Consider the following 17,148-nt stretch of genomic DNA (forward strand, 5'->3'; position numbering starts at 1 on the left):
CGGGCAGGCCTCCGCGGCCTACGCGAAGGCCTCGACCGGCGGGCAGGCGCACACGAGGTTGCGGTCGCCGTACGCCTGGTCGATGCGGCGCACCGGGGCCCAGTACTTGTTGCGCACGAGCGAGCGCACCGGGTAGACGGCCTGCTCGCGGGTGTACGGGTGCTCCCACTCCCCCGCGATGACCGACTCGGCCGTGTGGGGCGCGTTCCGCAGCGGGTTGTCGTCGGCCGGCCACTCGCCTCGGCCGACGGCGTCGGCCTCGGCCTTGATCGCGACCATCGCCTCGACGAAGCGCTCGAGCTCGGCCAGGTCCTCCGACTCGGTCGGCTCGACCATGAGCGTGCCCGCGACGGGGAACGACATCGTGGGCGCGTGGAAGCCGTAGTCGATGAGGCGCTTGGCGACGTCGTCGACGCTCACGCCCGTCTCGGCGGTGAGCGGGCGCAGGTCGAGGATGCACTCGTGCGCGACCAGCCCGTTGTCGCCCGTGTAGAGCACCGGGAAGTGCTCGCGCAGGCGCGAGGCGACGAAGTTCGCCGCGAGCACCGCCGAGGCGGTCGCCTGCTTGAGGCCCTCCGAGCCCATCATGCGCACGTACGCCCACGAGATCGGCAGGATCGACGGGCTGCCGTACGGCGCCGCCGAGACCGGCCCGCCGCCGTGCACGAAGCCGCCGGCGTGGTCGGCGCGCTGCGCCAGCGGGTGGCCGGGCAGGTACGGCGCGAGGTGCGCCTTCGCCGCGACTGGGCCGACGCCGGGGCCGCCGCCGCCGTGCGGGATGCAGAACGTCTTGTGCAGGTTCAGGTGCGAGACGTCGCCGCCGAAGTCGCCGAAGCGCGAGTAGCCGAGCAGTGCGTTGAGGTTCGCCCCGTCGACGTAGACCTGGCCGCCGGCGTCGTGCACCGCCTGCGTGATCGCCTTCACCTCGTGCTCGTAGACGCCGTGCGTCGACGGGTAGGTGATCATGAGGGCCGAGATGGATGCCGCGTGCTCGGCGATCTTCGCGCGCAGGTCGTCGAGGTCGACGTTGCCGAGCTCGTCGGTCGCGACGACCACGACGCGCATGCCCGCGAGCACGGCCGAGGCCGCGTTCGTGCCGTGCGCGCTCGACGGGATGAGGCAGACGTCGCGCTCGCCCTCGCCGTTGGCGAGGTGGTAGCCGCGGATCGCGAGGAGCCCGGCGAGCTCGCCCTGGCTGCCCGCGTTCGGCTGCAGCGAGACGGTGTCGTAGCCGGTGACCTCCGCGAGCCACGACTCGAGCTGCTCGACGAGGCCGAGCGAGCCGACGACGTCGGCCTCGGGCGCGAAGGGGTGCAGGTTCGCGAACGACGGCCAGGTGACGGCCTGCATCTCGGTGGCCGCGTTGAGCTTCATCGTGCACGAGCCGAGCGGGATCATGCCGCGGTCGAGCGCGTAGTCGCGGTCGGCGAGCTGCTTGAGGTAGCGCATCATCTGCGTCTCGGAGTGGTGCGTGTTGAACACGGGGTGCTCGAGGTAGGCGCTCGTGCGACGGAGGCCGGCCGGGATCGCGGTCTCGGTGAACGGACCGTCGAGCTCGCGCTCCTCGGGCCCGCCGAAGGCCTGGGCGACCTTGTGCAGCTCGTCGAGCGTCGTCGTCTCGTCGACCGAGACGTAGACGGTCGCCTCGTCGGCCTCCCACAGGAGCACGCCCAGCTCGCGGCCGCGGGCGACGACGTTCTTCGCGAGGCCCGGCACGTGCACCGCGAGCGTGTCGAAGTAGGCGTCGTGCGCGACGCGCTGGCCGAGGTCGTCGAGCCATCCGGCGAGCAGCTTCGCCTTGCCTGCGGTCTGGGTGGCGATGGCGCGGATGCCACGGGGCCCGTGGTACACGGCGTACATCGAGGCCATCACGGCGAGCAGCACCTGGGCGGTGCAGATGTTCGAGGTCGCCTTCTCGCGGCGGATGTGCTGCTCGCGGGCCTGCAGGCTGAGGCGGTAGGCGGGGTGGCCGGCGGCGTCCTGCGAGACGCCCACGAGTCGGCCGGGCATCTGGCGCTCGAGACCCTTGCGCACGGCCATGTACCCGGCGTGGGGGCCGCCGAAGCCCATCGGCACGCCGAAGCGCTGCGAGGTGCCCACGGCGACGTCGGCGCCGTGCTCGCCCGGGCTCGTCACGAGGGCGAGCGCCAGCAGGTCGGCGGCGACCACGGCGAGGGCGCCCTGCGCCTTCGACGCCGCGATGACGCCCGCCGGGTTCCAGACCCGCCCCGAGGCGCCGGGGTACTGCACGAGGATGCCGAAGTGCTCGCCGAAGGCGGAGACATCCGTGCCCTCGGAGAGCGGGGCCTCGACGAGCTCGATGCCGACCGCCTCGGCGCGCGAGACGAGCAGCGCCTTGGTCTGCGGCAGCGCGTCGGCGTCGACGATGAAGCGGTTCGCCTTCGACTTCGAGCCGCGACGGGCGAGCAGCATGCCCTCGACGACCGCGGTGCCCTCGTCGAGCATCGACGCGTTCGCGATGTCGAGGCCCGTGAGGTTCTCGACCATCGTCTGGAAGTTGATGAGCGCCTCGAGGCGGCCCTGGCTGATCTCGGGCTGGTAGGGCGTGTACGCCGTGTACCAGCTCGGGTTCTCGAGCACGTTGCGCTGGATCACCGCGGGGGTGACCGTGCCGTAATAGCCGAGGCCGATCATGGGCGTGCGCACCGTGTTCTGCGAGGCCAGGGCGGCGAGCTCGGCGAGCGCCTCGCGCTCGGTCGCGGCGGCGGGGATCGCGGAGTTCAGCACCTCCCCCATGCGGATCGACGACGGCACCGCCGCCGACATGAGCGCCTCGAGCGAGTCGTAGCCGAGCTCGGCGAGCATGAGCGCGTGGTCGCTCGGGGTGGTGCCGATGTGACGGCGCCCGAAGGCGTCGAGATCGAAGGCGGAGGAGGGCGTGGTCATCGGGTCGGGTCCTTACTCTCCGGTGAGCGCGGTGTACTCGTCGCGCGTGAGGAGCTTCGGCAGGCTCGAGGTCGAGACCTTCAGCAGCCAGCCCTCGCCGAAGGGGTCGCTGTTCACGAGCTCGGGGGCGTCGACCACGGCCTGGTTCGCCTCGACGACTTCGCCGTTGACCGGGGCGAAGAGCTCGCCGACCGACTTCGTCGACTCGATCTCGCCGACGACGGTGCCCTCGGTGACGGTCGTGCCCGCGGCCGGCAGGTCGACGTAGACGACGTCGCCGAGCTTCTCGGCCGCGTAGTCGGTGATGCCGATCGTGGCGACGTCGCCGTCGATCGCGATCCACTCGTGCTCTTCGGTGTAGTGCAGTGCGTTGAGGTCGGTCATGGGGTGCTCCTTGTGGTGTGGATGACTCGTGGTTCGCGCCTCGGCCGTCGGCCGGGCGCCGGGATCAGGAGGCGCGCTTGTAGAACGGCAGCGCCACGACGGCGGCGGGGATGCGGGTGCCGCGGACGTCGACGAACAGCTCGGTGCCGACTTCGGCGAGCGCGGGGCTCACGAAGGCCATCGCGACCGGGTGGCCGAGCGTCGGCGAGAGCGCGCCGCTCGTCACGACGCCGACGCGGGCGGCGTCGGGCCCGTCGCCGTCGAAGACCTCGTACTCGGCGCGGGGCGCCCGGCGGCCCTCGGCGGCGAGCCCGACGAGCACCGGGGCATCCTCAGCGGGGCCCTGCTCGACGGCGGCGCGGCCGATGAAGTCGCCCTCCTTGGCGAGGGCGACGACGCGGCCGAGGCCGGCCTGCACGGGCAGGATGTCGCGGCTGAGCTCGTGCCCGTAGAGGGGCATGCCCGCCTCGAGGCGGAGCGTGTCACGGCTGGCGAGCCCGCACGGCACGACGCGCGGCCCGCCGGTCTCGACGAGCGCCTCCCAGAGCCGGGCCGCGCGCTCGGGCGCGACGTAGAGCTCGAAGCCGTCCTCGCCGGTGTAGCCCGTGCGGGCGACGAGCACCGGCTGGCCCTCGAAGGTGGCCGGGAACGCGCGGTAGTACTTCAGCGCGGCGATCTGCGCGTCGAAGTCCTCTTCGTCGTTGCCCGGTCCGTCGACGCCGAAGCCGGGGGTCTCGAGCAGCACGGCGCGGGCGTCGGGGCCCTGCAACGCGATGAGTGCCACGTCGTCGCTCTCGTCGGACACCACGGTGTCGAAGCCGGCGGCGCGCGTGCGCAGCTCGTCGGCCACGACCGTCGCGTTCGACGCGTTGGCGACGACCATGTAGCGGTCCTCGCCCGTGCGGTAGACGACGAGGTCGTCGATGATGCCGCCGTCCTCGGCGAGCAGCAGCGAGTACTTCGCCTGGCCGATCTCGATCGCCGAGAGCTTGCCGGCGAGCGCGAAGTCGAGCGCCGCGGCCGCCTGCGGGCCGATCAGCACGATCTCGCCCATGTGCGACAGGTCGAAGATGCCCGAGGTGGTGCGCACGGCATGGTGCTCGGCGAGGTCGCTCGAGTAGCGCACCGGCATCTGCCAGCCGGCGAAGTCGGTGAAGCTCGCGCCCGCGGCGCGGTGCACGGCGTCGAGCGGGCTGCGGCGCTCGTCGGCGGGGGCGGTGGTACCGGGGTCGTTCGTCACGAGTTCTCCTTGACTGGCGAGCTGCGGGTGCAGTGCGCGCGGTCGCGATTCGTGCGGCGGATGCCGCATGAGAACTCCCCCTCTGTCATGAGCCTGAGAGTTTCACGCGTTGACGCGCTTTCACCGTGGGCGGCCCCGTCGAGACCGGGTCTCGTGCGGAGCACTTTTCAGAGTGGCCTCGTCGTCGCGGTGTGAGACCTGAGAGATTGGCAGGGAGGCTTGCTCCTTCGGTGCCGGCGCTGCTCGCCTGAACAGTGCTGCCGGCTCTCCCGCGACGCGTCGATGGCCCGGTATGAGGTTGTACCGCGATCCTAGCAGCGGCGAGCGCCGCCGGCCGCGTCGCCGTGACCCCCGCTACCCCGCGTGCTGGGGCTACACGCCCCGGCGGCGGCGGGTCTAGGCTCGCAGCGTCAGGGTTCGCTTCGTTGGAGGCCGAAGTGTCGCAGCAGACAGCACCGACGCGCGCGTCGACGCCCGCTCGCGCGGTCTCGCCGAGCCAGGGGTTCGCCCATCCCGCATTCGCCGCGGCACGACTCGACGAACGCTGGCGCGGCGCCGGGTCGCTGCTCTCGTGGCTCGTGCTCGCCTCGCTCGTCGCCGTGGTGCTCGGCGAGCTCGACCGGCTCATCACGAGCGTGCCCGGCTCCGACGGCCGCAGCCATTCGCTCAACGTCCTTCTCACCCCGCTGTCGGTGACGCAGCGCGACAGCTGGTCGCGCTGGGCGGAGGCGCCGCTGCACGACCAGCTCGGGTTCTGGATCGTCGCCTCGGCGGTGATCGACTTCGCGCTGGTGCTGGCGATCTTCAAGCTCGCCCGGCGCGCCATCCGCGTCGTGGCCGAGGACCGGCCGCGCCGAGTGCCCGAGTTCGCGCTCGCCCTCTACCTCGTGAGCGAGGTCGCCGAGAACGTGGCGCAGATCGTCGCGGGCGGCGGCGTCATGGCCGGCTCGGCCGCCGTCGCGGCCGGAGCCGGGGTGGCGATGATCATCCCGACGCTCTTCAAGGTGGTCTCGCTCGTCGTGCTCGTGGTCGCGATCCTCCGGCTTCCCGACTACCGGGCGGAGCTGCGCCCGCGGTTCGCACGGATCGTCGAGGCGCTCTGGGTGCATCGGCTCGCGACGCTCGCGATCGCGGTGATCGCCGTGCTGTCGTGCATCCCCGCGTCCGACCTCCTCGACCAGCTGCCCGACGTGCAGCGGCAGTGGGCCGACCGCCTCGGCTGGACCCACGCACTGTGGGCGGGCGTCGCGCTGTCGGCCACGGCGCTCGTCAACTTCGTCCTCGGCCGGCGTCGCACCCGGCTCATGGTCGAGGTCCGGGTCCTCCGGCTGCATCGGCGACGTGCCACGAGTCGCTGGGACGCGGCCGCGCCGTGGTGCATCGCGCCCGGCGTCGTGCTCGCCGCCGGCCTCGTCGCGCTCGTCGTCGCGCTCGCGACGGGCGGGCCCGTCGGCGTCCACCTGCCGACCTTCCTCAGCGTCCTCCTCATCACGGGCGCCGTGCCGGTGCTGGCCGCCGTCTTCATGCCGCCGAAGGACGCCCCCCGCGAGGAGCGCCTCGACTACGACCCCGAGCGCGCGGCCGCGAGCTGGATCGTCGGCGACGCGCTCGCCGTGCTGGTCATCGCGGTCGGCGCGATCGGCGTCGTGCGCTCGTTCTTCATCCCCTTCGTGCTCGGCGTCGACCCCGGCGTGCCTTCGACGTTCGCCTGGTCGGTGCCCGTCGTGCTGCTCGGCTCGGCGATCGCCGTCGCGGTGCCCCGGCTGCTGCCGCGGGTGCGGAAGTGGAACTGGGGCCGCGCGGCCCTCGACCCCGTCTCGGCGGCGGAGACGACCGAGAAGGACGCCAGGGCGGCGATCGCCGCGAAGGCCGCGAAGGCCGCGTCGAGCAGGGCCGACGCCGCCGACGGCCCGGTGGACGCCGCCGCGGACGACCGGCCCGACGCCGAGGTGGCCGAGGTCGCCGACGCCGGCCCCGTCGAGTGGACGGCGTTCGTCATCGGGGCGGCCGTGCTCGCGCTCGCGCTCGTCGTGCCGAGCTGGCTCGGCTGGGGCATCGGCTCCGTGGCCGCGGCCCTCCTCGCGATCTCGGCCTGGGTCACGGTCTTCGGCGCCTTCACGATCATCGTGCAGCCGCGCGAGCTCATCGCCCCGTTCCGCTGGCTGGGGCTCAAGGCGCCGCCCGTGCTCACCCTCGGCTTCCTCGTGCCGTTCGTCGTCAACATCCTGGTCTCCTCGATCGCGGCCGACGCGACGCTGCACGCCGTGCAGGTGTCGAACGACGGGGCGGCCGAGGTCACGAGCGGCCTCCCGACGACGATCGACGAACGGCTCGACGCGTTGCAGCAGGACGACTGCGCGATCGACATCACCGAGGAGCTCGGGCCCCGCGCCCCCGGGAGCGACGAACCGGTCACCGTCCGCCCCGTCTTCCTCATCGCCGCCGAAGGCGGAGGCATCCGCGCCGCCTACTGGACGGCGGCCGCGCTCGCCGAGCTCGACGGCTGCGCCGCGACGTCCGGGCTCGTCGCGAACGGCATCAGCGGCGGCTCGCTCGGGCTCGCGATCGCCTCGACGATCGACGCCGACCGGGTCGGCTCCCTCGACCAGGTCGACCCCGCCTCGGCGGCGGCGGCGGCGATGGACCAGGGGTTCCGCGCGGAGGAGCGCACGGCGATCCTCGAGGCCGCCCGCAAGACCTCCGGGCCCGACGTCGTCTCGACCGCGGTGCTCGGGCTCACCGTCGGCGACGCCTTCGCCGCGGGCACCGGGGTGCGCATCCCCTCGTTCCTCGACCTCGGGCCCGAGTCCGACGACCCCGTGGAGTGGCGCTGGCGCGACCGCGCGGCGTTCGTCGAGGCGCTCTGGGAGCGCGGCTCGCCCACCCTCGCCGAGCAGTTCTCGCCCGAGATCTCGCCCCTCACGGGGTCGCTCATCCTGAGCTCGACCGACGTCGTCTCGCGATGCCGGCTGCTCGTCGACCAGGCGCCGTTCGTCTCGGGGGCGGCGGAGGAGGCCGGGGTGCGCAACATCGAGCCCTCGATCGTCGACCAGGCCTCCGACTGCGAGGCGATCGGCGGCAACCCCTCCATGCTCGGGTTCCGCGACCTGCAGGTGAACGACGAGAGCGACCCCGAGTCGATCTCCGAGTGCCTGATGTCGCTCGACTGGTCGACGGCGGTCATGCTGTCGGCGCGGTTCGCCGTCATCACGCCGACCGGCGGGCTGCCGGGCGACGGCAGGTGCGAGGTCGCGAAGGGCGCCCAGTTCGTCGACGGCGGCTACGTCGAGCCGACCTCCCTCGCCGCCCTCGCCGACCTCTCACCCCTCATCTCGCACGAGATCGCCGATCACAACGCCCATCGCGCCGAGGGCGAGCCCTGGCTGCTGCCGACCCTCGTCTACCTCCGCAACACGCAGGGCTACGACCTCGCCGAGGACGTCGCCCGGGCGGAGTCGGAGCCGCTCGTGCCCATCACCGGCGGGGCGGCCAAGACCAACCTGACCGCCGAGGACTCGTGGATCCAGCGCATCACCCTCTCGGCGGCGGGCGCCTGCCCCGACGGGCCCGAGGGCGAGTCGTGCGAAGCGGCGCTCGGCTGGCTGCACGGCGACGACGTGCTGCCCGGCGGCACCGTCGTCGTCGCGCCCGACTCCACCCCCGGCGTCGTGCCGCCGCTCGGCTGGGCGCTCTCCGATCTCAGCCGCGCGCGCTTCGACGCGGCGATCGCGACCGACGTGGTGTGCCGCGACGACGAGCCGACGGTCGCGTCGGGCGGCTACGCCGGACTCGCCCGCCTCCTCGCGGTCATGCCGAACGGGCGCTGCGCCGGGGACTGAGGCGCGGCCGCGCACGAGTTCCGCCCGAGGCCGGCGCGACGCCTACTCGGGCCGGTTGCCGTGCGCGTCGTGCTCGAACGGGGTCTCGACGCCGCGGTAGGCGAGGCTCATCATCATGCCCCCGGCGGCGTGCTCGAGGTCGTGGCAGTGGTCCATCCAGATCCCGGGGTTGTCGGCGACGAGCAGCACCTCCCACACCTCGCCCGGCCGCACGTCGACGGTGTCGAGCCAGAGCGGCGCCCCGCGTGCCGGCTCGCCGTCGCGCGAGAGGACGAGCACGTGGTGCCCGTGCACGTGCATGGGATGCACCTCGAACCCGCGATTCGCGATCGTGAGTCGTACCACGTCGCCCTGGTCGACCTCGATCGGCTCGATGTGCGGGAACACGCGGCCGTTCACGGTGTAGGCGTAGTTCGGTGCGCCGCCGACGAACCTCGGCATGCGGTCGAGCACGAGTTCGGCGGTGGCGGTGACCTCGCCGAACTCGGCCGGCGCCTCGCCCGGCGGCGTCGCCGACGGCTCGCCGTAGTCGAGCAGGTCGAGCTCGGGCAGGTCGGCGGGGGCGAGCGCGGAGGCCTCGGCATCGGCGCCGGCCGATGCGTCGGCCGCCGGGACCTGCGCCTCGGCCGGAGCGGCGCCCGCCGCCGGACGGAACACGAGCGCCGAGTCGTCCGACGCGTCGACGCCGAGGCGCACCTCGGCGTCGGGCATCTCGAAGACGAGGTCGGCGCGGGCCCCCGCGCCGAGCCGCACGGCCTCCCCCGTCACCTCGCGGCCGCCCGCGAGGTCGCGTCCGTCGACGGCGACGACGCGGAACGGCGCCCCGCCCACCGCGACCCGCAGCGGCGTGCGGTCGGTGTTCGCGACGCGGAGCCGCACGGCGGTGCCGGGCTCGACCTCCTGCGCCTGTTCGCCGTCGTCGCCTCCGAGGAGGACGGCGCCCCCGATCGTGTGCACCGGCACGGCGAGGTCGAGCGGCTCGGCGACGCCACCGGGAGGCTCGACGACGAGCATGCCGTAGAGGCCGCGCCGTACGCCCTCGGAGGAGACCTGGTGGGTGTGGTACCAGTAGGTGCCCGCGGTCTCGGCGACGAAGCGCGAGACGAACTCGCCGCGCGGCATGACCGCGTCCTGCGTGACGCCGGCCACGCCGTCCTCGCCGTTCGGCACGTCGACCCCGTGCCAGTGCAGCGTGACGCCGTCGTCGATGTCGCGGTTGCGCAGCGTCGCCTCGACGAGCTCGCCCTCGGTCACCCTGATCTCGGGCCCGGGCAGTCGATCGCCGAACGACCAGACCGAGAGCTCGGTGCCGCTCGACAGGGCGACCTCGCGCTGCGCGGCCTCGAGCTCGACGCGGTGCACGGGGGCATCGAGCCCGTCGGGCGTGCGCAGTTCGTCGACCGAGACGACGGCGGGTGCCTCGGCGCCCGCGCCGGCCGTGGCCTCCGGGACCGAGCCCGCCTCACCACCGGCATGGGCGTGGGCGGCCGACGCCTCGATCGAGGGCGGGGCCGTGTCGGCGAGCCACACCCAGCCGAGCGAGCCGGCGAGCACGACCGCCGCGATGCCGGCGAAGCCGACGATCGCACGAGCGCCCCTGCGGGCGAGCACCGCCCAGGCCAGGCCGGTGCCGAGCAGCACGAGCACGGCGAGCAGCACCGTGGCGACGGGCGACGGCGGGAAGCCGATGATCCAGCACGCGACCGCACCGGCCGCGACGGCGAGACCCCCTCCGAGCAGGAGCACCCGCGGGCCCGACGCAGCCGACGCTCGGCGCCACCGCACGAGTCCGGCGATCGCGCTGCCGACGCCGACCGCGGTGAAGGGCAGTGCGACGAGCAGCTTCTCACCGGCGAACCACCACCCGCGGCCCGCGAGGAGCACCGCGACGGCGGCAGCGGCGAGCACGGCGACCGCGGCGCCGGCGACCAGCCCGACGACGAGCCGGCGCTCGCCGACGGTCGGCGGGCGCGCCGCGCCGGCCGCCACGAATCCGGCGGCGAGCTGTGCGCCGGCGGCCGCGAGGATCGCGACCGCATACGCGGCGAGGAGGGCTGCGGTGGTCATCGCGCCCTCCTCGCCGTAAGCCTGGTCGCCGCCGGCTCAGCGGCTCGCGGGGTCGGCCGCGGCATCGACGGACGGCTCCGTCGTCGCGTGCGGGACGGGCTCCGGGGCATCCGCCGCGCGGTCGACCGCCGTCTCACCCGGCCGGCCCTCGCGCACGAGCTTTCGGGCCCGCCCGACGAGCACGATCGCCGTGATGAGGATGATCGCGCCGTTGAGTCCGTGCAGCGAGACCATGAGCGTCGCGCCGAGCGGCGGTGCGGTGTGGTCGTCGGGGCCGAGGCCGAAGACGGCGCCGGTGAGGATGAACAGCAGCGTCTGCACGATGAGCAGGACGAGCGGCAGCGCCGACAGCCAGACGGTGCGCTTGCCGGCCTTCGCGAGGGCTGCGGTGACGATCAGCAGCAGCGCGAGGATCGGCAGCACGATGCGGCCCGTGGTGCCGTGGATCGCGAAGAGCTCGTCTTCGGGGTCGGAGAAGACGCCGACCGCGGCGAGGTAGAGCTGCAGCATGACGCCGGCGGCGAAGAGGATCGTGACGGTGAGGTAGAGCTTGCGCATTGCGGCGCCTCGCTTCCAGGGCGATCGGGGTACGGGATGCCTCATGCTGCCCGCCGTCCGGTCGCCCCGGCATCAGTGGCGGCACGGATCCCCGGTCAGCGCATCCCCCGAGTTCGCCTTCTGGTCACGATGACTGTAAGCTGGCGTCGATCACAGTTCGAGTCAGTCTGACTCGAACTCGTCGAAGGTCACGAAGGGAGCGCGGGATGCCGCATCAGCCCGACGCACCGACCAGGCTCGCCGTCTCGACGGTGATCTTCGCGCTGCGCCCCGACGCCGCCGGCCGGGCGGTGCTCTGGACCCCGCTCGTCCGGCGCACCCGCGAACCCCAGCTCGGCCTCTGGGCGCTGCCCGGCGGCTGGCTGCCCGTGAACGAGGAGCTCGAGGTCGCCGCCGCACGCACGCTCCGCGCGACGACCGGGCTCGCCCCGAAGTACCTCGAGCAGCTCTACACCTTCGGCGAGGTCGACCGCTCCCCCGACGCCCGGGTCGTCTCCGTCGTCTACTGGGCGCTCGTGCAGAGCGACGAGGCGGCGCGCGCCGTCGCCGGCCCGAACGTGCGCTGGGTTCCCGCCGACACGCTGCCCGCCCTCGCCTTCGACCACAACCGCATCGTCGAGTACGCGCTCTGGCGACTGCGCACCAAGGTCGAGTACACCGAGATCGCCCACGCCTTCCTCGGCGGCACCTTCACCCTCGCCGAGCTGCGCGAGATCTACGAGGCGGTGCTCCAGCGCAGCCTCGACCCCGCGAACTTCCGGCGCACGATGATCGCCTCCGGCCGGCTCCGCGAGACCGGCGAGTTCCAGGCCGGCGTCGCGCACCGCCCGCCGAAGCTGTACCGCTACGACCCCTCGGCCGCCCGCACGGCCGACGCCCGAGAACCGTTCCAGAGCGAGAGGCCCGCCTCATGACCATCACGACCCCCGACGTCCGCCGCGCGGCATCCGTCGACCGCAGCCTGAAGCTCATCGCCGCGGGCGCGACCGAGGGCGCGAGCTGCGCGCCCGAGCTCGCAGCCGGCCCCTGGGAGTTCGACGCCGGCCCCGCGGGCTACGGCCCGGGCGCCTCGATGGGCGATGTCATCCCGACCGGGTCGCCCCGCCAGGGCGCACTGCCCGAGGCGTACCGGCTCGCGACCGACGACGAGCTGCACGCGCGCATCCGCGCCGCGAAGGCGACGCTCGGCGACCGCGTCGTCGTGCTCGGCCACTTCTACCAGCGCGACGAGGTCGTCGAGCACGCCGACTTCGTGGGCGACTCGTTCCAGCTCGCGAACGCGGCGCTCACCCGGCCCGACGCCGAGGCGATCGTGTTCTGCGGCGTGCACTTCATGGCCGAGACCGCCGACCTCCTCTCGCGGCCCGAGCAGGCCGTGATCCTGCCGAACCTCGCCGCCGGCTGCTCGATGGCCGACATGGCCGACGAGAGCTCGGTCGAGGAGTGCTGGGAGCAGCTCGCCGAGGTCTACGGCGACCTCGACGCGGTGGATGCCACGGGGCGGGTGCCGGTCATCCCGGTCACCTACATGAACTCGAGCGCCGCGCTCAAGGGCTTCGTCGGTCGCCACGGCGGCATCGTCTGCACCTCCTCGAACGCGCGCGTCGTGCTCGAACAGGCCTTCGAGCGCGGGCAGCGCGTGCTGTTCTTCCCCGACCAGCACCTCGGCCGCAACACGGCCAAGGCGATGGGCGTGCCGCTCGAGCGGATGCCGATGTGGAACCCGCGCAAGCCGCTCGGCGGCAACTCGGCCGACGAGCTCGCCGACGCCCGCGTCATCCTGTGGCACGGATTCTGCTCGGTGCACAAGCGGTTCACGGTCGACCAGATCGCCGCCGCGCGCGCGTCGCATCCCGGGGTGCAGGTCATCGTGCACCCCGAGTGCCCGATGCCGGTCGTCGACGCGGCCGACGCCGCGGGCTCGACCGACTTCATCGTGAAGGCGATCCAGGCCGCTCCCGCCGGGTCGACCTTCGCGATCGGCACCGAGATCAACCTCGTGCAGCGGCTCGCGGCCGAGCACCCCGAGCACGAGATCTTCTGCCTCGACCCCGTGGTCTGCCCGTGCTCGACGATGTACCGCATCCACCCCGGCTACCTCGCCTGGGTGCTCGAGGAGCTCGTGGCCGGTCGCGTGGTCAACCGCATCCAGGTGCCGGCCGACGTCGCCGAGCCCGCACGTGTCGCCCTCGAGCGCATGCTCGCGGCGAAGCCGCCGGCGCCCACGACCGCTCCCGTCGGAGCCTGACATGACCCGAGTCCTCGTCATCGGCGGCGGCATCGCGGGCCTCTGGGCCGCGGTCCGCTCGGCCGATGCCGGCTGCTCGGTCGAGCTCGTCACGAAGACCGAGCTCGCGGAGACGAACACGAGGTACGCCCAGGGCGGCATCGCCGCCGCGCTCTTCCCCGACGACTCGGCCGCGAGGCACGTCGCCGACACGCTCGCCGCGGGCGCGGGGCTCGCCGACCCCGAGGCCGTGCGGGTGCTCTGCGACGAGGGGCCGGCACGGGTGCGCGACCTCATCCGCTTCGGGGTCGCCTTCGACCGCGGCGACTCGGGCCTGGAGCGCGGGCTCGAGGCGGCGCACTCGCGGGCCCGGATCGTGCACGCCGGCGGCGACGCGACGGGGGCGGCGATCGAGGCGGCGCTCGTCGGCACCGTGCGGCGACGCGCGGTGCGCATCGACGAGCGCACGATGCTGCTCGACCTCCTCGTCGAGACGGGTGCCGACGGGCGGCCCGCCGTCGTCGGCGCGCGCCTCCTCGACGAGCACGGCGCGATCGTCGAACGCCGCGCCGACGCGGTCGTGCTCGCGACCGGCGGCAGCGGGCGCCTCCACCGGCACACCACAAACCCCGACGTCGCGACGGGCGACGGCGTCGCCGCCGCCTGGCGGGCGGGCGCGGCGGTCGCCGACCTCGAGTTCACGCAGTTCCACCCCACCGCCCTCGCAGCACCCGGCACCCCGCTCATCTCCGAGGCCGTGCGCGGCGAGGGCGCGGTGCTCCGCGACCGGGCGGGCCGGCGGTTCATGGCCGACGAGCACCCCGACGCCGAGCTCGCCCCGCGCGACGTCGTCGCCCGCGCCGTCTGGCGGCGCATGGCCGCGCAGGGCGGCGAGCCCGTGCACCTCGACGCCACGGCGCTCGGCGCCGACTTCCTCGCCGCACGCTTCCCCGGGCTCGACCGGGTGGTGCGCGACGCCGGCTTCGACTGGAGCCGCGAGCCGGTGCCGGTGACCCCGGCCGCGCACTACGCGATGGGCGGCATCGCCACCGACCTCGACGGGCGTGCGAGCCTCCCCGGTCTCTTCGCCGTCGGCGAGTGCGCCCGCACGGGCGTGCACGGCGCCAACCGCCTCGCCTCGAACTCGCTGCTCGAGGCGGCGGTGTTCGCCGAGCGGGCGGCCCGCGCGATCGCCGATGGCCGGGCCTCGATGCTGCTCGTGCAGGAGAATTGCACCGAGAGCGCCCCACAGCGCGCGTCAGCGCAATTCTCCTGCACGAGCAGCGGCACCCGGGTCGATCGCACAGCCCTGCAGGAGCTCATGTGGGAGCAGGTCGGGCTCGAGCGCGACGAGCGGGGGCTGCGCGCGGCATCCGAACAGCTCGACGCCTGGCGGGCCCCCGAACCCGTCGATCGCCGCTCGGCGGAAGACCGGAACCTGCTCGACCTCGCCCGGCTCACGGTCGCCGCCGCCCTCGCACGGCGCGAGAGCGTCGGGGCGCACTTCCGCACCGACGCCGCGCCCGCATCCGCCGAACCCGCTCCCGAACTGGAGGCCGCCTGATGACCGAAGCCCGTGAGATCGACCGCATCGTGACGATGGCCCTCGACGAGGACGCCCCGTGGGGCGACCTCACGAGCGAGACGCTGATCCCGCAGGCGGCGACCGCGACGGCCGAACTCGTCGCCCGCGAGCCGGGCGTGCTCAGCGGCATCGTGGTGTTCGCCGCGGCGTTCCGGCTCGTCGACGCGCGCATCGCGGTCGAGCCGCTCGCCGCCGACGGCGAGCCCTTCGCCGCCGGACAGGTGCTCGCGCGCGTGCAGGGGCCGGCGCGGGGCATCCTGCGCGCCGAACGCGTGGGCCTCAACCTCGTGCAGCGCATGTCGGGCATCGCGACCCTGACGGCGCGCTACGTCGCCGAGGCGGCCGGCACCCGCGCGCGCATCGTCGACACGCGCAAGACGACCCCCGGGCTCCGCAGCCTCGAGCGGCAGGCCGTGCGCGACGGCGGCGGGCGCAACCACCGGCGCTCGCTCTCCGACGCGATCATGGCGAAGGACAACCACCTCGCCGTACTCACGGCCGACGGCACCGACCTCTCCGCCGCGCTGCGCGCCGCACGCGACCGGATGCCCCACACCGCCCACCTCGAGGTCGAGGTCGACCGCATCGACCAGATCGAGGCGGTGCTCGCCGGCGGCGCCGACACGATCATGCTCGACAACTTCACGACCGACGAGCTCGTCGCGGGCGTCGACCTCATCGCCGGCCGCGCCGTCGTCGAGGCCTCGGGCGGCGTCTCGCTCGAGACGGTCGCCGCGATCGCCGCGACCGGCGTCGACGTGATCTCGGTCGGCGCGCTGACCCATTCGGTGCGCTCGCTCGACCTCGGGCTCGACGTCGTCGTCGAGGCGCCCGCCGCAGTCGCAGCCCCCGTCATCGCCGCCACGGCCGCCGCCCCGGCCACCGGATCCGACGCCGTTCCTGCGGGGCATCCGTGATCTTCCTCGACCACGCGGCGACCACGCCCGTGCGCCGAGAGGCGCTCGAGGCGATGTGGCCGTTCCTGACCGGCGCCTTCGGCAACCCGTCGAGCCGCCACGGACTCGGCGACGAGGCCGCACGGGCGCTCGCCGCCGCTCGCCTCGCCGTCGCCGAGGTCGTCGGGGCCAGGCCCGGCGACGTCGTGTTCACGAGCGGCGGCACCGAGGCCGACAACCTCGCCGTGAAGGGCCTCGCACTGGCGTCGCCGCGCGGGAGGCACCTCGTCGTCTCGCCGATCGAGCACGAGGCCGTGCTCGAGTCGGCCGCGTACCTCGTGCGCCATCACGGCTTCGACGTCTCAGAGGTCGCGGTGGATGCCGCGGGGCTCGTGTCGCCCGCGGCCCTCGCCGCCGTGCTGCGCCCCGACACCACGCTCGTCTCGGTGCAGCTCGCGAACAACGAGATCGGCACCGTGCAGCCCGTGGCCGAGCTCGCGGCGCTCGCGCACGAGCACGGCGCCCTGATGCACAGCGACGCCGTGCAGGCCGCCGGGTGGCTGCCGCTGCGGCTCGACGCGCTCGGCGTCGACGCGCTCTCGCTCGCGGGCCACAAGGTCGGCGCGCCGAAGGGCACCGGGGCGCTCGTCGTGCGCGGCCGGCTGCCGATCGAGGCGGTGCTGCACGGCGGCGGGCAGGAGCGCGGGCGCCGCTCGGGCACCGAGAACGTCGCGGGCGCGGTCGCCTTCGCCACGGCGCTGCGACTCGCCGAGGGCGAGCGCGACGCGGCCTCCGCCCGCGTCGGGGCGCTCGGCGCCCGCCTCGCGGCCCGCGTGCTCGCCGAGGTGCCCGAGGCGCGGCTCACCGGCGATCCGGCGCGGCGGCTGCCCGGCACCGTCTCGTTCGTGTTCCCGGGCACGAGCGGCGAGGCCGTGCTGCTCGAGCTCGAGCGCGACGGCGTCGTCTGCTCGAGCGGATCGGCGTGCGCCGCCGGCAGCGACGAGCCGTCGCACGTGCTCACCGCGATCGGCGTGCCGGCCGAGCTCGCGCAGACCGCCGTCCGCTTCACGCTCGGTTCGTCGACGACGGCCGGCGAGATCGAGGAGGCCGCGGACGCCGTCTCCCGGGCCGTGTCGGCGGTGCGCGGTATCGTGACGACATGAGCGATTCGACTCCCTCCGCCGACGACGCCGCCCGCGACCGCCGCATCGAGAACGAGCTGGCCCCCGAAGAGCAGCTGCTCGAGGGCTGGCTGCCTCGTCCGACGCCGACCGACGGCCCGGCGCCCGCGCCGTAACCCGCGACCTCGCATCTCCTCGTGAACGCGGTCGCCGCGGCGGCCGCGTTCCATGCATTCCGATCGATCTCGGCATCCGGGAATAGCGCGTCGCACCTCGCGGGTTGACCCACCTATTCGACAATCTCACGTTTCGACGCCTGACTCC

At 74.0% G+C, this 17,148-nt stretch carries 12 protein-coding genes and 1 riboswitch; of the genes, 7 read left to right on the plus strand and 5 right to left on the minus strand.

The features are described 5' to 3' along the window. Nucleotides 1–18: 18 nt before the first annotated feature. The 3 genes from gcvP to gcvT all read right to left on the minus strand — a co-directional run bounded on the left by gcvP (nt 19) and on the right by gcvT (nt 4,531). A complete protein-coding gene (gcvP, locus tag ACFVTH_RS00980; RefSeq protein ID WP_387085731.1) occupies nt 19–2,907 on the minus strand; it encodes an aminomethyl-transferring glycine dehydrogenase in 2,889 nt (962 codons plus the stop codon). A gap of 12 nt (nt 2,908–2,919) precedes the next feature. Then, the gene (gene gcvH, locus ACFVTH_RS00985) at nt 2,920–3,291 is read right to left on the minus strand and encodes a glycine cleavage system protein GcvH (protein WP_387085734.1); all 372 of its coding nucleotides are present in this window, start codon (nt 3,289–3,291) and stop codon (nt 2,920–2,922) included. Between the two features lie 64 nt (nt 3,292–3,355). Beyond that, nucleotides 3,356–4,531, minus strand: a complete 1,176-nt coding sequence (gene gcvT, locus ACFVTH_RS00990; RefSeq protein ID WP_387085737.1) for a glycine cleavage system aminomethyltransferase GcvT — start codon at nt 4,529–4,531, stop codon at nt 3,356–3,358. A 177-nt stretch (nt 4,532–4,708) separates the two neighbouring features. Then, nucleotides 4,709–4,813: riboswitch (glycine riboswitch) on the minus strand. Between the two features lie 155 nt (nt 4,814–4,968). Between gcvT and ACFVTH_RS00995 the strand changes: the two genes are divergently transcribed. Then, on the plus strand, nt 4,969–8,370 hold the full coding sequence (locus ACFVTH_RS00995; protein WP_387085740.1) for a hypothetical protein: 3,402 nt from the start codon (nt 4,969–4,971) through the stop codon (nt 8,368–8,370). A gap of 42 nt (nt 8,371–8,412) precedes the next feature. On the opposite strand, the gene ACFVTH_RS01000 is transcribed toward ACFVTH_RS00995, so the two are convergent. Then, complete coding sequence (locus ACFVTH_RS01000; RefSeq protein WP_387085743.1) at nt 8,413–10,437, minus strand: multicopper oxidase family protein; 2,025 nt, start codon at nt 10,435–10,437, stop codon at nt 8,413–8,415. A gap of 36 nt (nt 10,438–10,473) precedes the next feature. Continuing rightward, complete coding sequence (locus tag ACFVTH_RS01005; RefSeq protein WP_387085746.1) at nt 10,474–10,995, minus strand: DUF6220 domain-containing protein; 522 nt, start codon at nt 10,993–10,995, stop codon at nt 10,474–10,476. Between the two features lie 206 nt (nt 10,996–11,201). On the opposite strand from ACFVTH_RS01005, the gene ACFVTH_RS01010 reads away from it, so the two are divergent. The 6 genes from ACFVTH_RS01010 to ACFVTH_RS01035 are packed head-to-tail and all read left to right on the plus strand — an operon-like array spanning nt 11,202 to nt 17,000. Beyond that, nucleotides 11,202–11,909 carry an NUDIX domain-containing protein gene (locus ACFVTH_RS01010; protein WP_386940303.1) on the plus strand — a complete coding sequence of 236 codons (708 nt, stop codon included), beginning with the start codon at nt 11,202–11,204 and terminating at the stop codon, nt 11,907–11,909. Continuing rightward, nucleotides 11,906–13,243 carry a quinolinate synthase NadA gene (nadA, locus tag ACFVTH_RS01015; RefSeq protein WP_387085749.1) on the plus strand — a complete coding sequence of 446 codons (1,338 nt, stop codon included), beginning with the start codon at nt 11,906–11,908 and terminating at the stop codon, nt 13,241–13,243. Before ACFVTH_RS01010 ends, nadA begins: the two co-directional genes overlap by 4 nt. Before the next feature lies 1 nt (nt 13,244). After that, nucleotides 13,245–14,786 carry an L-aspartate oxidase gene (gene nadB, locus ACFVTH_RS01020; RefSeq protein WP_387085752.1) on the plus strand — a complete coding sequence of 514 codons (1,542 nt, stop codon included), beginning with the start codon at nt 13,245–13,247 and terminating at the stop codon, nt 14,784–14,786. Then, the gene (nadC, locus tag ACFVTH_RS01025; protein ID WP_387085755.1) at nt 14,786–15,724 is read left to right on the plus strand and encodes a carboxylating nicotinate-nucleotide diphosphorylase; all 939 of its coding nucleotides are present in this window, start codon (nt 14,786–14,788) and stop codon (nt 15,722–15,724) included. The genes nadB and nadC overlap by 1 nt, the downstream gene beginning before the upstream one ends. Then, nucleotides 15,721–16,866, plus strand: a complete 1,146-nt coding sequence (locus ACFVTH_RS01030; RefSeq protein ID WP_387085757.1) for a cysteine desulfurase family protein — start codon at nt 15,721–15,723, stop codon at nt 16,864–16,866. Before nadC ends, ACFVTH_RS01030 begins: the two co-directional genes overlap by 4 nt. Further along, complete coding sequence (locus tag ACFVTH_RS01035) at nt 16,863–17,000, plus strand: hypothetical protein (RefSeq protein ID WP_387085759.1); 138 nt, start codon at nt 16,863–16,865, stop codon at nt 16,998–17,000. Before ACFVTH_RS01030 ends, ACFVTH_RS01035 begins: the two co-directional genes overlap by 4 nt. The last annotated feature ends 148 nt before the right edge of the window (nt 17,001–17,148 follow it).

Origin of the sequence: Agromyces sp. NPDC058104 (assembly GCF_042884835.1) — a bacterium.
Classification (GTDB): domain Bacteria; phylum Actinomycetota; class Actinomycetes; order Actinomycetales; family Microbacteriaceae; genus Agromyces.

Coding starts and splice junctions, on each gene's coding strand:
- gcvP (WP_387085731.1), bottom strand. CDS start 2,907: ATGACCACGCCCTCCTCCGCCTTCGATCTCGACGCCTTCGGGCGCCGT.
- gcvH (WP_387085734.1), bottom strand. CDS start 3,291: ATGACCGACCTCAACGCACTGCACTACACCGAAGAGCACGAGTGGATC.
- ACFVTH_RS01000 (WP_387085743.1), bottom strand. CDS start 10,437: ATGACCACCGCAGCCCTCCTCGCCGCGTATGCGGTCGCGATCCTCGCG.
- ACFVTH_RS01005 (WP_387085746.1), bottom strand. CDS start 10,995: ATGCGCAAGCTCTACCTCACCGTCACGATCCTCTTCGCCGCCGGCGTC.
- ACFVTH_RS01010 (WP_386940303.1), top strand. CDS start 11,202: ATGCCGCATCAGCCCGACGCACCGACCAGGCTCGCCGTCTCGACGGTG.
- nadA (WP_387085749.1), top strand. CDS start 11,906: ATGACCATCACGACCCCCGACGTCCGCCGCGCGGCATCCGTCGACCGC.
- nadB (WP_387085752.1), top strand. CDS start 13,245: ATGACCCGAGTCCTCGTCATCGGCGGCGGCATCGCGGGCCTCTGGGCC.
- nadC (WP_387085755.1), top strand. CDS start 14,786: ATGACCGAAGCCCGTGAGATCGACCGCATCGTGACGATGGCCCTCGAC.
- ACFVTH_RS01035 (WP_387085759.1), top strand. CDS start 16,863: ATGAGCGATTCGACTCCCTCCGCCGACGACGCCGCCCGCGACCGCCGC.